This window comes from Pigmentiphaga sp. NML030171 (genome assembly GCF_002188635.1).
Lineage (GTDB): Bacteria > Pseudomonadota > Gammaproteobacteria > Burkholderiales > Burkholderiaceae_B > Pigmentiphaga > Pigmentiphaga daeguensis.
Window position 1 is genome coordinate 216805 of record NZ_NINX01000035.1, and the last position, 14371, is coordinate 231175.

Consider the following 14371-nt stretch of genomic DNA (forward strand, 5'->3'; position numbering starts at 1 on the left):
CCGAAGGACATCGGGTTTCATTCATGGCTATCGACGGAATTCTCAACGAAGGCTTCATCACCACGACCGCCGACAAGGTCATCAACTGGGCCAAGACTGGGTCGCTGTGGCCCATGACCTTCGGCCTGGCCTGTTGCGCGGTCGAAATGATGCACGCGGGCGCGGCCCGCTACGACCTGGACCGCTTCGGCATCATCTTCCGGCCCAGCCCGCGCCAGTCCGACCTGATGATCGTGGCCGGCACGCTGTGCAACAAGATGGCGCCGGCCCTGCGCAAGGTCTACGACCAGATGCCGGAGCCGCGCTGGGTGGTCTCCATGGGCTCGTGCGCCAACGGCGGCGGGTATTATCACTATTCCTATTCGGTGGTGCGCGGCTGCGATCGCATCGTGCCGGTCGACGTCTACGTCCCGGGCTGCCCCCCCACCGCCGAAGCGCTGGTGTACGGCTTGCTGCAATTGCAGAACAAGATCCGCCGCACCAACACCATCGCGCGTTGACGTCGATGCCGGTGCGCGCGCTTTCCACTCCCATCCTTCCGCCCGGACTGGCCCAGGCCCGTCCGGCGTCGTCTTTTGATCCGAGCGCTCATGACCAAGCTTGAAACCCTGCGCCAGAATCTGCTGAGCGCCTTGGGCGAAGATATCCGCCTGACTCTCGCCCTGGGCGAGCTGACGCTCGAGGTGCCGGTGGACCGGTACGTGGAAGTGTGCCGGACGCTGCGCGACGATGCCGGGCTGAGCTTCGAGAGCTGCATCGACCTGTGCGGCGTCGACTACTCCACCTACGGCAACGAGGTGCGCGAGACCGGGCGCTTCGCCGTGGTGCTGCACCTGATCTCGATCGCCCACAACTGGCGCCTGCGCGTGCGCACCTACGCGGCCGACGACGACATGCCGGTCGTGCCCTCGCTGGTGGACGTCTGGCCCGGCGTCAACTGGTACGAGCGCGAGGCTTTCGATTTCTACGGCGTGCTGTTCGAGGGACACCCCGACCTGCGCCGCATCCTGACCGACTACGGCTTCATCGGCCATCCCTTCCGCAAGGACTTCCCGCTGTCGGGCAACGTCGAGATGCGTTTCGACCCCGAGCAGAAGCGGGTCATCTACCAGCCCGTCACCATCGAGCCGCGCGAAGTCACGCCGCGCGTCATTCGTGAAGATGGCTACGGAGCAGGGCGCTAATCATGGCAGAGATCAAGAACTACACCCTCAACTTCGGTCCCCAGCACCCGGCCGCGCACGGCGTACTGCGCCTGGTGCTGGAACTGGACGGCGAAGTCATCCAGCGCGCCGACCCCCATATCGGGCTGCTGCACCGGGCCACCGAAAAGCTGGCCGAGCACAAGACCTTCCTGCAGGCCTTGCCCTACATGGACCGTCTCGACTACGTGTCCATGATGTGCAACGAGCACGCCTACGTCATGGCGATCGAGAAGCTGCTGGGCGTGGAAGTGCCGCTGCGGGCGCAGTACATCCGGGTGATGTTCGACGAGATCACCCGCGTCCTGAACCACCTGATGTCGCTGGGTTCGCACGCGCTGGACGTGGGCGCGATGGCGGTGTTCCTGTATGCCTTCCGCGAGCGCGAGGACCTGATGGACTGCTACGAGGCGGTCTCGGGCGCCCGCATGCACGCGGCCTACTATCGCCCGGGCGGCGTCTACCGCGACCTGCCCGAGCGCATGCCGCAGTATCGCCCCAGCAAGCTGCGCAGCGACAAGGAAATGAAGGCCCTGAACGATGACCGCTCGGGCTCGCTGCTCGACTTCATCGAGTCCTTCACCAACCGCTTCCCCGGCTACATCGACGAGTACGAGACCCTGCTGACCGACAACCGGATCTGGAAACAGCGCCTGGTCGACGTCGGCATCGTCAGCCCCGAGCGCGCCAAGGCGCTGGGCTTCACCGGCCCCATGCTGCGCGGTTCGGGCATCGAGTGGGACCTGCGCAAGATGCAGCCCTACGAGGTCTACGACCTGGTCGACTTCGACGTGCCGGTGGGCACGAACGGCGACTGCTACGACCGCTACCTCGTCCGCATCGAGGAAATGCGCCAGAGCAACCGCATCATCAAGCAGTGCGTGGAATGGCTGCGCAACAATCCCGGCCCCGTCATGACGAGCAACCACAAGGTCGCTCCGCCCAGCCGCGCCGAGATGAAGACCAGCATGGAAGAGCTGATCCACCATTTCAAGCTCTTCACCGAAGGTTTCCACGTGCCTCCGGGCGAGGCCTATGCCGCGGTCGAACACCCCAAGGGCGAATTCGGCATCTACCTGGTGTCGGACGGTGCGAACAAGCCGTACCGCCTGAAGATCCGCGCCCCGGGCTTTGCCCACTTGCAATCGCTGGACGAGATGGCGCGCGGCCACATGATCGCCGACGCCGTCACGATTATCGGCACGCAGGACATCGTGTTCGGCGAGATCGACCGCTGAACCCATGACCGCGTCCCAACCGGATACCACCATGCTGCTTTCCGAACAGGCCCTCAAGAAGATCGACCGCGAAGTCTCCAAGTACCCGGCCGAGCAGAAACAGTCCGCCGTGATGGCGGCGCTGGCCATCGCGCAGGACGAGAAGGGCTGGCTGTCGCAAGAGGTGATGGAAGAAGTCGCGAACGTCCTCGGCATGCCCCCCATCGCCGTGCAGGAAGTCGCGACCTTCTACAACATGTACAACCTCAAGCCCATGGGGCAGTACAAGATCTCGGTCTGCACCAACCTGCCCTGTGCCCTGCGCGACGGCGAGAAGGCCGGGCATCACCTGAAGCAGAAGCTGGGCATCGATTATCGGGAAACGACCGCGGACGGCGTGTTCACGCTGCTCGAGGGCGAATGCATGGGGGCCTGCGGCGACGCGCCCGTGCTGCTGGTGAACAACAAGCGTATGTGCATTCAGATGTCCGAGGCCAAGCTCGACGCGCTCGTCGATGAGTTGAAGGCCGAGGCGAATGCCGGAGGTGCAAAATGAGCGTGGCCGAACCGGTCATCAGCACGGCGTTCCACAACCGCCACATCGACCCGCAGATCATGGCGGGGCTGGACGGCGGCAACTGGCGCCTGAACGACTACGTCGCGCGCGGCGGCTACGAGGCCCTGCGCAAGATCCTGTCCAGCGGCATGACGCCCGAGCAGGTCATCGCCGAGGTCAAGTCCTCGGGCTTGCGCGGCCGTGGCGGCGCGGGCTTCCCGACCGGCCTGAAGTGGAGCTTCATGCCGCGCACCTTCCCGGGCCAGAAGTACCTGGTCTGCAATTCCGACGAAGGCGAACCGGGTACGTTCAAGGATCGCGACATCCTGCGCTACAACCCGCACATCGTGATCGAGGGCATGGCCATCGCCGCCTACGCGATGGGCATCTCCGTGGGCTACAACTACATCCACGGCGAGATCTTCGAGGTGTACGAGCGTTTCGAGGAAGCGCTGGAAGAGGCGCGCGCCGCCGGCTTCCTGGGCAGCAACATCCTCGGCTCGAACTTCAGCTTCCAGCTGCACGCCCACCACGGCTACGGCGCCTACATCTGCGGCGAAGAAACCGCGCTGCTCGAATCGCTGGAAGGCAAGAAGGGCCAGCCGCGCTTCAAGCCGCCGTTCCCGGCCAGCTTCGGCCTGTACGGCAAGCCGACCACGATCAACAACACCGAGACCTTCGCCGCGGTGCCCTGGATCATCCGCAACGGCGGCGACGCCTACCTGCAGGTGGGCAAGCCCAACAACGGCGGCACCAAGCTTTATTCGGTCTCGGGCGACGTCGAATACCCCGGCAACTTCGAGGTGCCGATGGGCACGCCGTTCTCCAAGCTGCTGGAACTGGCCGGCGGCGTGCGGGGCGGCCGCAAGCTGAAGGCCGTGATTCCCGGCGGCTCGAGCGCCCCGGTGGTGCCGGCCGACATCATGATGGACTGCACGATGGACTACGACTCGATCGCCAAGGCCGGGTCGATGCTGGGGTCGGGCGCGGTCATCGTGATGGACGAGACGCGCTGCATGGTGAAGTCGCTGCTGCGCCTGTCGTATTTCTATTTCGAGGAAAGCTGCGGCCAGTGCACGCCGTGCCGCGAAGGCACGGGCTGGCTGTACCGCGTGGTCCATCGCATCGAGAGCGGCAAGGGCCGCCCGGAAGACCTGGACCTGCTCGATTCGGTGGCCGGCAACATCATGGGCCGCACGATCTGCGCGCTGGGCGATGCCGCGGCCATGCCGGTGCGGGGCTTCCTGAAGCACTACCGCGACGAGTTCATGTACCACATCGAGCACAAGCACTGCCTGGTGCCCGAGTACCTGTAGCCGCCGGCGCGCGCGCAACGAGAGCATTTACCGAAACGCACACGCCCCGCCCGATGACGGGGCAAACGGAAATAAGATGGTTGAAATTACGATCGACGGCAAGACAGTGGAGGTGGCCGAGGGCAGCATGATCATGCATGCCGCCCAGAAGGTCGGCCTCTACGTGCCGCATTTCTGCTATCACAAGAAGCTGTCGATCGCGGCCAACTGCCGCATGTGTCTGGTCGACGTCGAGAAGGCCCCCAAGCCGCTGCCCGCCTGTGCCACGCCGGTCAGCAACGGCATGGTGGTCCATACCGCTTCCGAGAAGGCCATCAACGCCCAGAAGGGCGTGATGGAGTTCCTGCTGATCAACCACCCGCTGGATTGCCCGATCTGCGACCAGGGCGGCGAGTGCCAGCTGCAGGACCTGGCGGTGGGCTACGGCGGCTCGTCCTCGCGCTACAGCGAGGAAAAGCGCGTCGTGTTCCACAAGAACCTGGGCCCGCTGGTGTCGGCCGAGGAAATGGCCCGCTGCATCCAGTGCACCCGCTGCGTGCGCTTCGGCCAGGAGATCGCCGGCGTGATGGAACTCGGCATGATCAACCGTGGCGAGCATTCCGAGATCACCACCTTCGTGGGCCGTGCGGTCGAGTCCGAGCTGTCGGGCAACATGATCGACATCTGCCCGGTGGGCGCGCTCACGTCCAAGCCGTTCCGCTACAGCGCCCGTACCTGGGAGCTGGCCCGCCGCAAGTCGGTCAGCCCGCATGACAGCATCGGCGCCAACCTGATCGTCCAGGTCAAGAACGACCGCGTCATGCGCGTCGTGCCGTTCGAGAACGAAGCCGTCAACGAGTGCTGGATCAGCGACCGCGACCGCTTCTCATACGAAGGCCTGAACAGCGAGGACCGCCTGGCCGCCCCGATGGTGCGCGGCGCCGACGGCCTGTGGAAGGAAGTGGAGTGGGCCGAGGCGCTGGACGCCGTCGCGGCCGGGCTGCAATCGGTCAAGAACAGCTACGGCGCCGGCCAGATCGGCGCGCTGGCGGCCCAATACGCCACGACCGAGGAATTCGCGCTGCTGGCCCGCCTGGTGCGGGCCCTGGGTTCCGACAACATCGATTTCCGCCTGCGCCAGACCGATACCGGCTTCGATGCCGCGCGCGGCGGCGCCCCGTGGCTGGGCATGGCCCTGGCCGACGTCGGCGCGCTGGACCGCGTGCTGGTGGTCGGCTCGTTCCTGCGCAAGGACCATCCCCTGCTGGCGCAGCGCCTGCGCCAGGCCGCCAAGTCCGGCACGCAGGTCATCCTGGTCGACGTGGCGGCCGACGATCCGCTGATGCCCGTGGCCGAGCGCGTCACGGTCGCCCCGGCGGCGCTGCCCTCCGTGCTGGCCGAGATCGCCGTGGCGCTGGCCCAGGCCAAGGAAGCGGCCGTCGCGCCCGAACTGGCCGGCGTGCAGCCGGGCGAAGCGGCCCGCCGCATCGCCGAGCTGCTGGCTTCCGGCGAAAACACGGCCGTGCTGCTGGGCAACCTGGCGGCGCAGCATCCCCAGGCCTCGACGCTGGCGGCCAACGCGCAACTGATCGCGCAGGCCACCGGCGCCCGCCTGGGCTTCACCACCGAAGGCGGCAACACGGTGGGCGGCTACCTGGCCGAGGCCGTGCCGGTGCGCGGCGGCAAGACCGCGGCGCAGATGTTCGCCGAACCGCTCAAGGCCCATATCGTGGTGCATGCCGAGCCGGCGCTGGACGCGGCCGACGGCGTGGCCGCGCTGCGCGCGTTGCGCGCCGCCCAATTCAACGTCGCCCTGACCTCGTACCGCTCCGCCGCCGAGGACTGGGCCCATGTGATGCTGCCCATCGCGCCGTTCACCGAGACCTCGGGCACCTTCGTCAATGCCGAGGGCAGGGCGCAGAGCTTCAAGGGCACGGTCCGTCCGCTGGGTCAGACGCGTCCGGGCTGGAAGGTACTGCGCGTGCTGGGCAACGCGCTGGAGCTGCCCGGCTTCGACGACGAGACCTCCGAATCCGTGCGCGACGCGGTGCTGGCGGGCGAAATCGCGCCGCGCCTGTCGAACGCCATCGGCGCCAAGCCGGGCGTGGGCGTCGCGGTCCAGGGCCTGCAGCGCGTGGCCGACGTGCCGCTGTTCGCCAGCGACGCCATTACGCGCCGCGCCGCGGCGCTGCAATCGACCCCGGCCGCCGACGCGCCCGAGGCCCGGGCCAGCGCCGCCACCGTGGCGCACCTGGGGCTGGCCGACGGCGACCGCGTGCGGGTGAAGTCGGCGACCGGCTCGGTCGAACTCTTTCTTTCCGTGGATGACGCCGTGCCCGCAGGCGCCGTGCGCATCGCCGCCGCCCATGTCTCGACCTTCGCGCTCGGCGGCGCATTCGAACAACTCAGCGTGGAGCGTGCCTGATGCAGTGGATCGACGTCATTCAGGCTCAAGGAACGGAGCTGATCGGCCCGGCAGCCTGGTCGGTGGTGTGGAACATCGTCAAGATCGTCTGCATCGCGGTGCCCATCATCCTGTGCGTGGCCTACCTCACGTACTGGGAACGCAAGATGATCGGCTGGATGCACGTCCGCCTGGGCCCCAACCGCGTGGGCCCGAAGGGCTTGCTGCAGCCGTTCGCCGACGTGCTCAAGCTGCTGACCAAGGAAGTGATCGTTCCCAGCAACGCCAACAAGGTGCTCTACATCGTGGCGCCCGCGGTGGTGCTGATGCCCGCGCTGGCCGCCTGGGCGGTGGTGCCGTTCGGCCCCGAGGTGGTGCTGGCCAACGTCAACGCCGGCCTGCTCTACATCATGGCCATCACCTCGCTGGGCGTCTATGGCGTGATCATCGCCGGCTGGGCCTCGAACTCGAAGTACGCCTTCCTGGGCGCGCTGCGCGCCTCGGCGCAGATGGTGTCCTATGAGCTGGCCATCGGCTTCGTGCTGGTGACGGTGCTGCTGGTGTCCGGCAGCCTGAACATGAGCGAGATCGTCCTGAAGCAGGCCGACGGCCGCTTCGCCGGCATGGGGCTGACCTTCCTGTCGTGGAACTGGCTGCCGCTCCTGCCGCTGTTCGTGATCTACGTCATCTCGGCCGTGGCGGAAACCAACCGCCACCCCTTCGACGTGGTCGAAGGCGAGTCGGAAATCGTTGCCGGCCACATGGTGGAATACTCCGGCATGACCTTCGCCCTGTTCTTCCTGGGCGAATACGCCAACATGATCCTGCTGTCGGCGCTGGCCTCGATCATGTTCCTGGGAGGCTGGCTGCCTCCGGTCGACGTGGCCCCGCTGACCTGGGTGCCGGGCTGGATCTGGCTGGCGCTCAAGACTTTCTTCGTGGTCTCGTTGTTCATCTGGTTCCGTGCGTCTTTCCCGCGCTACCGCTACGACCAGATCATGCGCCTGGGCTGGAAGGTCTTCATCCCGCTGACGCTGGTCTGGCTGCTCGTGGTGGCGGTCTGGATGCAGACGCCCTGGAACATCTGGAAGTAACGCCCGCCCTGTGCGAGCCCAAGAATAGGCAGGACTGAATCATGCAAGCGATCAAGGAATTCTTCGGCAGCCTGATGCTGACCGAACTCCTCAAGGGATTGCGCCTGACGGGGCGGTACATGTTCGCCCGCAAGATCACGGTGCAGTACCCCGAGGAAAAAACCCCGATGTCCCCGCGCTTCCGCGGCCTGCATGCCTTGCGCCGTTACCCCAACGGGGAAGAGCGGTGCATCGCTTGCAAGCTGTGCGAGGCGGTCTGTCCGGCGGTGGCGATCACGATCGAATCCGAGGTGCGCGAGGACGGCACGCGCCGCACCAACCGCTACGACATCGACCTGACCAAGTGCATCTTCTGCGGCTTCTGCGAGGAGAGCTGCCCGGTTGACTCCATCGTCGAGACGCACATCCACGAATATCACGGCGAACAGCGGGGCGACCTGTATTTCACCAAGGAAATGCTGCTGGCGGTCGGCGACCGCTATGAAGCCGAGATCGCGCAGAACCGTGCGCAGGACGCGAAATACCGGTAAACGAAACCCACACCATGACCGCCATACTGTTCTATATATTCGCCGCGATCCTTGTCGTGGCCGCCTGCCGGGTCATCGTCGCGCGCAGCCCCGTCACCGCCGTCATGCACCTGGTGCTGTCGTTCTTCACGGCCTCCATGATCTGGATGCTGCTGAAGGCGGAGTTCCTCGCCATCCTGCTGGTGCTCGTGTACGTGGGTGCGGTGATGGTGCTGTTCCTGTTCGTCGTGATGATGCTGGACATCGACAGCGCCAAGCTGCGCCAGGGCTTCAAGACCTACCTGCCGCTGGGCATCGTGGTGGGAGCCATCATGGTCGGGGAAATGGCCTTCGTGCTGGCCAACGCCTACTGGGACCCCAGCGTGCCGCAGGCGCCGGCCGACTTCAACAACACGCGCGCCATCGGCGTGGCGATGTATACGGAATACATCTACGCCGTCGAGATCGCCGCCGTGATCCTGCTGGTGGGCATGATCGCCGCCATCGCGCTCACGCTGCGCCGCCGCTCCGACGTCAAGGTGAACCGGCCGTCCGAGCAGATCCGCGTGCGGCGCCAGGACCGCGTCCGCCTGGTATCGATTCCGTCGCAAACCGAAAATTCCCGGGAAGGCGAGGGCGCCCAGGCGCCTGCCGCCACCGAACCCAAGGGAAGCCAACCATGACCCTGACCCTAGGCCACTTCCTCGTGCTGGGCGCGATCCTGTTCGCGATCAGCATCGTCGGCATCTTCCTCAACCGCAAGAACATCATCGTGCTGCTGATGGCGATCGAACTGATGCTGCTGGCGGTGAACATGAATTTCGTCGCCTTCTCCAGCTGGATGGGCGATCTGAGCGGGCAGGTGTTCGTGTTCTTCATCCTGACCGTGGCGGCCGCCGAGTCCGCCATCGGGCTGGCGATCCTGGTTGTATTGTTCCGCAACCTGAACACGATCAATGTTGATGAACTTGACCGGCTGAAGGGCTGACGGTCCGGGCTACGAGAAAATCAAGACATGTCGGTACCTAAGCTCTATCTCCTCATCGCTTTCGCCCCGCTGGTCGGGTCCGCCATCGCCGGCCTGTTCGGCACCGGCTTCCTGGGACGCTGGGTCGGCCGCGCCGGCGCGCACTGGGTCACGATCCTGGGCGTGCTGGTCTCGGCCATCGGCTCGGCATTCGTGCTGCAGGATGTCCTGGCGGGCAACACCTTCAACGGCACGCTCTACACCTGGAGCGCGATCGGCGGCATCAAGCTGGAAATCGGCTTCATGATCGACACGCTGTCGGCCATGATGATGGTGGTGGTCACCTCGGTGTCGCTGATGGTGCACATCTACACCATCGGCTACATGAAGGACGATCCCGGCTACCAGCGGTTCTTCGCCTACATCTCGCTGTTTACCTTCTCGATGCTGATGCTGGTCATGTCCAACAACATGCTCCAGCTCTTCTTCGGCTGGGAGGCCGTGGGCCTGGTGTCCTACCTGCTGATCGGCTTCTGGTACACCCGTCCCACCGCGATCTTCGCCAACATGAAGGCCTTCCTGGTCAACCGGGTCGGGGACTTCGGCTTCGTGCTGGGCATCGGCCTGCTGTTCGCCTACGCCGGTTCGATGAACTACACCGAGGTGTTCTCGCAGTCGGACAAGCTGGCCGGCCTGACCTTCCCGGGCACCGACTGGATGCTGCTGAGCGTGGCCTGCATCGCGCTGTTCGTGGGCGCCATGGGCAAGTCGGCGCAGTTCCCGCTGCACGTCTGGCTGCCCGACTCGATGGAAGGCCCGACCCCGATCTCCGCGCTGATCCACGCCGCCACCATGGTGACGGCGGGCATCTTCATGGTGGCGCGTTTCTCGCCGCTGTTCGAGCTGTCGCCCACCGCGCTGTCGTTCATCATCGTCATCGGCGCGATCACCGCGCTGTTCATGGGTTTCCTGGGCATCATCCAGAACGACATCAAGCGCGTGGTGGCCTATTCCACGCTGTCGCAGCTGGGCTACATGACCGTGGCGCTGGGCGCCTCGGCCTACTCGGTGGCGATCTTCCACCTGATGACCCACGCCTTCTTCAAGGCGCTGCTGTTCCTGGCGGCGGGTTCGGTCATCATCGGCATGCACCATGACCAGGACATCCGCAACATGGGCGGCCTGCGCAAGTACATGCCCATTACCTGGATCACCTTCCTGCTGGGTTCGCTGGCGCTGATCGGCACGCCGTTCTTCGCCGGCTTCTACTCGAAGGAAAACATCATCGAGGCAGCCAAGCTGTCCCACGTCTGGGGCTCGGGCTTCGCCTACTTCGCGGTGCTGGCCGGCGTGTTCGTGACGGCGTTCTACTCGTTCCGCCTGTACTTCCTGGTCTTCCACGGCAAGGAGCGCTTCGACACCTCGGGCGCGCACGGGCATGGACACGACGACCACGCCCACGACAGCCACGGCCATGACGACCACGGCCACGACGACCACCACCATGGCGGCGTGCCGCACGAGTCGCCCGCGGTAGTGACGGTGCCGCTGGTGCTGCTGGCGATCCCGTCCGTGATCATCGGCGCGATCGCGGTCGGCCCCATGCTGTTCGGCGATTTCTTCAAGGGCGTGATCTTCAATTCGCCCGACCGTCCGGTCATGGAGCACCTGGCCGAGGACTTCCACGGCTGGGTGGCCTACGGGCTGCATGCCTTCAGCACCGTGCCGTTCTGGCTGATGCTGGCCGGCGTGGTCCTGGCGTGGTTCTTCTACATGGTCAAGCCGTCCATTCCCGCCGCCATCAAGGCTCGCGCAGGCTGGCTGTACAACCTGCTCGACAACAAGTACTACATGGACAAGATCAACGAAGCCGTGTTCGCGCGCGGTGCCCGCGCACTGGGCGGCGGCTTCTGGAGGGTGGGCGACAAGTCCCTGATCGACGGCCTCCTGGTCAACGGCAGCGCCCGTCTGGTCGGCTGGTTCGCCGGGGTGGTCCGCCACCTGCAGTCGGGCTACATCTATCACTACGCCTTCGCCATGATCATCGGCATCATGGCCCTGGTGACCTTCTTCGTCCTGCTGAACAATTGATGGCAAGCGATATGGCTCAAACTTCTTTTCCGTGGCTCTCGCTTGCGATCTTCACCCCGATCGTGTTCGGCATCCTGGTGCTGGCGGTGGGGCGTGACAGCAATCCCACCGTCGCCCGCGTGCTGGCGCTGATCGGCGCGATCGCCGGCCTCCTGGTCACGCTGCCCCTGTACACCGGCTTCGACGCCTCGACGGCGCAGATGCAGTTCGTCGAGAAAGCCACCTGGATCGCCGAGTACGGCGTCTCCTATTCCCTGGGCGTGGATGGCATCTCGCTGTGGTTCGTCCTGCTGACGGCCTTCATCACCATCATCGTGGTGCTGGCCGGCTGGGAAGTCATCACCAGCCGCGTCGCCCAGTACATGGGCGCCTTCCTGATCCTGTCGGGCCTGATGATAGGTGTGTTCGCGGCGCTGGACGGCCTTTTGTTCTATGTGTTCTTCGAGGCCACGCTGATCCCGATGTACATCATCATCGGCGTGTGGGGTGGCCCCAACCGGGTCTACGCGGCGTTCAAGTTCTTCCTGTATACGCTGCTGGGCTCGCTGCTGACGCTGGTCGCCTTCATCTACCTGTGGCATTCGGCCGGCGGCACGTTCGACATCCTGACCTGGCACAAGCTGCCGCTGGGCCAGACCGAGCAGATCCTGATCTTCCTGGCCTTCCTGATGGCTTTCGCCGTGAAGGTGCCGATGTGGCCGGTCCACACCTGGCTGCCCGACGCCCACGTCGAGGCGCCCACGGGTGGTTCGGTGGTGCTGGCCGCCATCATGCTGAAGCTGGGCGCCTACGGCTTCCTGCGGCTGTCGCTGCCCATCGTGCCCGATGCCGCGCATAGCCTGTCGGGCCTGATGATCGCGCTGTCGCTGATCGCCGTCATCTACATCGGCCTGGTGGCGCTGGTGCAGGACGACATGAAGAAGCTGGTCGCGTATTCGTCCGTGGCGCACATGGGCTTCGTGACCCTGGGCTTCTTCATCTTCAACACCGCCGGCGTCGAAGGCGCCATCGTGCAGATGATCTCGCACGGCTTCGTGTCGGGCGCGATGTTCTTCTGCATAGGCGTGCTGTACGACCGCGTGCATTCGCGCCGCATCGCCGACTACGGCGGCGTGGTCAACACCATGCCCAAGTTCGCCACGTTCTTCGTGCTGTTCTCGATGGCCAACAGCGGCCTGCCGGCCACCAGCGGCTTCGTGGGCGAGTTCTTCGTCATCATGGGCTCGGTCGAGTACAACTTCTGGATCGGCCTCCTGGCCGCCACCGCCCTGATCCTGGGCGCCGCGTACTCGCTGTGGATGGTCAAGCGCGTCGTGTTCGGCGACATCACCCACCAGCACGTGCGCGAGCTGACCGACGTCAATGCCCGCGAGTTCTTCATCCTGGGCGTGATGGCCATCGCCGTGCTGTACATGGGCGTCCATCCCGCGCCCTTCACCGACGTGATGCACGTCTCGGTCGACGCGCTGCTCAAGCATGTCGCCATTTCGAAACTGTAAGACGCCGGACGTTACGCAATGGAATTCGCCAATCTGAACCTGTCTCTCGTCGCGCCGGAGATCACGCTGCTGGTGTTGACGTCCGTCATCCTGCTGATCGACCTGTTCGTCAAGGATGAAGGCCGCGCGGTGACGCACATCCTGTCCCTGGCCACGCTGGTGGTGCTGACCTGGATGAGCCTGTCGGACCTGGCCTCGGGCGTGCAGGGCGCGGCCTTCGACGGCATGTACGTGACCGACAGCCTGGCCCACGTGCTCAAGGTGTTCTCGTACATCGCGGTGGGCGTGACGCTGATCTACGGCAAGGGTTACGCCAAGGACCGCGGCATGCTGCGCGGCGGCGAGCTGTATGTGCTGTCGCTGCTGGCGCTGCTGGGCCAGATGGTCATGATCTCGGCCGGCAACATGCTGACGATCTACCTCGGCCTGGAGCTGATGTCGCTGTCGTTCTACGCGCTGGTCGCGCTGCGCCGCGAGCACACCGTGTCCACCGAGGCGGCCATGAAGTATTTCGTGCTGGGCGCGCTGGCCTCGGGCCTGCTGCTGTACGGCATGTCCATGATCTACGGCGCCACCGGCACGCTGAACCTGGCCGGCATCGCCCGCGCCACCTCCGGCGCCACCGACAACCACATGATCCTGGTCTTCGGGCTGGTGTTCCTGGTAGCGGGCCTGGCCTTCAAGCTCGGCGTCGTGCCGTTCCACATGTGGGTGCCCGACGTCTACCAGGGCGCGCCCACGGCCGTGACGCTGCTGCTGGGCGGCGCGCCCAAGCTGGCCGCCTTCGCCATCGTGCTGCGCCTGCTGGTCGACGGCCTGTTCGGCCTGGCGGCCGACTGGCAGCCCATGCTGGCCATCATGGCCGTGCTGTCGCTGGCCATCGGCAACCTGGCCGCCATCATGCAGTCCAACATCAAGCGCATGCTGGCTTATTCGACCATCTCGCACATGGGCTTCGTGCTGCTGGGCCTGATGTCCGGCGTGGTCGAGGGCAGCGCCTTCAACGCCCAGAACGCCTACACGTCGGCCATGTTCTACGTGGTCGTCTACGTGCTGACCACGCTCAGCTCGTTCGGCGTGCTGATGCTGCTGTCGCGCTCGGGCTTCGAGTGCGAGAACGTCGACGACCTGAAGGGCCTGAACCGCCGCAACCCGTGGTTCGCCGGCGTGATGCTGGTGCAGATGTTCTCGCTCACGGGCATTCCGCCCACGGTCGGTTTCTACGCCAAGCTGGCGGTGCTGCAGTCGCTGATCCAGACCAACCACGTCGTGCTGGCCGTGGTCGCCGTGCTGTTCTCGCTGATCGGCGCCTTCTACTACCTGCGGGTGGTGAAGGTCGTGTACTTCGACGATCCGGTCGACCAGGCCCCGCTGCAGGGTTCGGCGGGCTTCCGTACCGTGCTGTCGGTCAACGGCGTGCTGCTGCTGGTCCTGGGCGTGTTCCCCGCGCCGCTGGTCGCCCTGTGTGCCCAGGCCATCTCCAGCTCGCTCGCGCTCTGAGCCTCTCTTCCGGCAGCGGCGTGATCGCGCCGCTGCC

The 14371-nt window shown here is 65.4% G+C and carries 13 protein-coding genes; all 13 read left to right on the forward strand.

Annotation, left to right across the window (positions count from 1 at the left end; translation table 11 throughout):
* Positions 1-23 precede the first annotated feature (23 nt).
* On the forward strand, positions 24-500 hold the full coding sequence (locus CDO46_RS15730) for an NADH-quinone oxidoreductase subunit B family protein (RefSeq protein WP_087779235.1): 477 nt from the start codon (positions 24-26) through the stop codon (positions 498-500).
* Between the two features lie 90 nt (positions 501-590).
* A complete protein-coding gene (locus CDO46_RS15735) occupies positions 591-1184 on the forward strand; it encodes an NADH-quinone oxidoreductase subunit C (protein WP_087839410.1) in 594 nt (197 codons plus the stop codon).
* 2 nt (positions 1185-1186) lie between these two features.
* Positions 1187-2440, forward strand: a complete 1254-nt coding sequence (locus tag CDO46_RS15740; RefSeq protein ID WP_087839411.1) for an NADH-quinone oxidoreductase subunit D — start codon at positions 1187-1189, stop codon at positions 2438-2440.
* A gap of 31 nt (positions 2441-2471) precedes the next feature.
* Positions 2472-2975 carry an NADH-quinone oxidoreductase subunit NuoE gene (gene nuoE, locus CDO46_RS15745; protein ID WP_087839544.1) on the forward strand — a complete coding sequence of 168 codons (504 nt, stop codon included), beginning with the start codon at positions 2472-2474 and terminating at the stop codon, positions 2973-2975.
* The gene (gene nuoF / locus CDO46_RS15750) at positions 2972-4291 is read left to right on the forward strand and encodes an NADH-quinone oxidoreductase subunit NuoF (RefSeq protein WP_087839412.1); all 1320 of its coding nucleotides are present in this window, start codon (positions 2972-2974) and stop codon (positions 4289-4291) included. The genes nuoE and nuoF overlap by 4 nt, the downstream gene beginning before the upstream one ends.
* A 76-nt stretch (positions 4292-4367) precedes the next feature.
* Entirely contained in the window at positions 4368-6695 is a 2328-nt protein-coding gene (gene nuoG, locus CDO46_RS15755; RefSeq protein WP_087839413.1) for an NADH-quinone oxidoreductase subunit NuoG, read from the forward strand.
* Complete coding sequence (gene nuoH / locus CDO46_RS15760) at positions 6695-7768, forward strand: NADH-quinone oxidoreductase subunit NuoH (protein WP_087839414.1); 1074 nt, start codon at positions 6695-6697, stop codon at positions 7766-7768. The genes nuoG and nuoH overlap by 1 nt, the downstream gene beginning before the upstream one ends.
* A 41-nt stretch (positions 7769-7809) precedes the next feature.
* A complete protein-coding gene (nuoI, locus tag CDO46_RS15765) occupies positions 7810-8298 on the forward strand; it encodes an NADH-quinone oxidoreductase subunit NuoI (RefSeq protein ID WP_087779241.1) in 489 nt (162 codons plus the stop codon).
* A 14-nt stretch (positions 8299-8312) separates the two neighbouring features.
* Positions 8313-8960, forward strand: coding sequence for an NADH-quinone oxidoreductase subunit J (locus CDO46_RS15770; protein WP_087839415.1), 648 nt, complete (start codon positions 8313-8315; stop codon positions 8958-8960).
* Positions 8957-9265, forward strand: coding sequence for an NADH-quinone oxidoreductase subunit NuoK (gene nuoK / locus CDO46_RS15775; protein ID WP_087779243.1), 309 nt, complete (start codon positions 8957-8959; stop codon positions 9263-9265). Before CDO46_RS15770 ends, nuoK begins: the two co-directional genes overlap by 4 nt.
* A 27-nt stretch (positions 9266-9292) precedes the next feature.
* Positions 9293-11335 carry an NADH-quinone oxidoreductase subunit L gene (gene nuoL, locus CDO46_RS15780; RefSeq protein ID WP_087839416.1) on the forward strand — a complete coding sequence of 681 codons (2043 nt, stop codon included), beginning with the start codon at positions 9293-9295 and terminating at the stop codon, positions 11333-11335.
* Positions 11336-11346: 11 nt separating this feature from the next.
* A complete protein-coding gene (locus CDO46_RS15785) occupies positions 11347-12834 on the forward strand; it encodes an NADH-quinone oxidoreductase subunit M (RefSeq protein ID WP_176400768.1) in 1488 nt (495 codons plus the stop codon).
* A gap of 18 nt (positions 12835-12852) precedes the next feature.
* Complete coding sequence (gene nuoN, locus CDO46_RS15790) at positions 12853-14334, forward strand: NADH-quinone oxidoreductase subunit NuoN (protein WP_087839418.1); 1482 nt, start codon at positions 12853-12855, stop codon at positions 14332-14334.
* The last annotated feature ends 37 nt before the right edge of the window (positions 14335-14371 follow it).

Excerpts from the sequence above, each read along its gene's own strand:
- CDO46_RS15730 (WP_087779235.1), top strand. The coding sequence starts at position 24 with ATGGCTATCGACGGAATTCTCAACGAAGGCTTCATCACCACGACCGCC.
- CDO46_RS15735 (WP_087839410.1), top strand. The coding sequence starts at position 591 with ATGACCAAGCTTGAAACCCTGCGCCAGAATCTGCTGAGCGCCTTGGGC.
- CDO46_RS15740 (WP_087839411.1), top strand. The coding sequence starts at position 1,187 with ATGGCAGAGATCAAGAACTACACCCTCAACTTCGGTCCCCAGCACCCG.
- nuoE (WP_087839544.1), top strand. The coding sequence starts at position 2,472 with ATGCTGCTTTCCGAACAGGCCCTCAAGAAGATCGACCGCGAAGTCTCC.
- nuoF (WP_087839412.1), top strand. The coding sequence starts at position 2,972 with ATGAGCGTGGCCGAACCGGTCATCAGCACGGCGTTCCACAACCGCCAC.
- nuoG (WP_087839413.1), top strand. The coding sequence starts at position 4,368 with ATGGTTGAAATTACGATCGACGGCAAGACAGTGGAGGTGGCCGAGGGC.
- nuoH (WP_087839414.1), top strand. The coding sequence starts at position 6,695 with ATGCAGTGGATCGACGTCATTCAGGCTCAAGGAACGGAGCTGATCGGC.
- nuoI (WP_087779241.1), top strand. The coding sequence starts at position 7,810 with ATGCAAGCGATCAAGGAATTCTTCGGCAGCCTGATGCTGACCGAACTC.
- CDO46_RS15770 (WP_087839415.1), top strand. The coding sequence starts at position 8,313 with ATGACCGCCATACTGTTCTATATATTCGCCGCGATCCTTGTCGTGGCC.
- nuoK (WP_087779243.1), top strand. The coding sequence starts at position 8,957 with ATGACCCTGACCCTAGGCCACTTCCTCGTGCTGGGCGCGATCCTGTTC.
- nuoL (WP_087839416.1), top strand. The coding sequence starts at position 9,293 with ATGTCGGTACCTAAGCTCTATCTCCTCATCGCTTTCGCCCCGCTGGTC.
- CDO46_RS15785 (WP_176400768.1), top strand. The coding sequence starts at position 11,347 with ATGGCTCAAACTTCTTTTCCGTGGCTCTCGCTTGCGATCTTCACCCCG.
- nuoN (WP_087839418.1), top strand. The coding sequence starts at position 12,853 with ATGGAATTCGCCAATCTGAACCTGTCTCTCGTCGCGCCGGAGATCACG.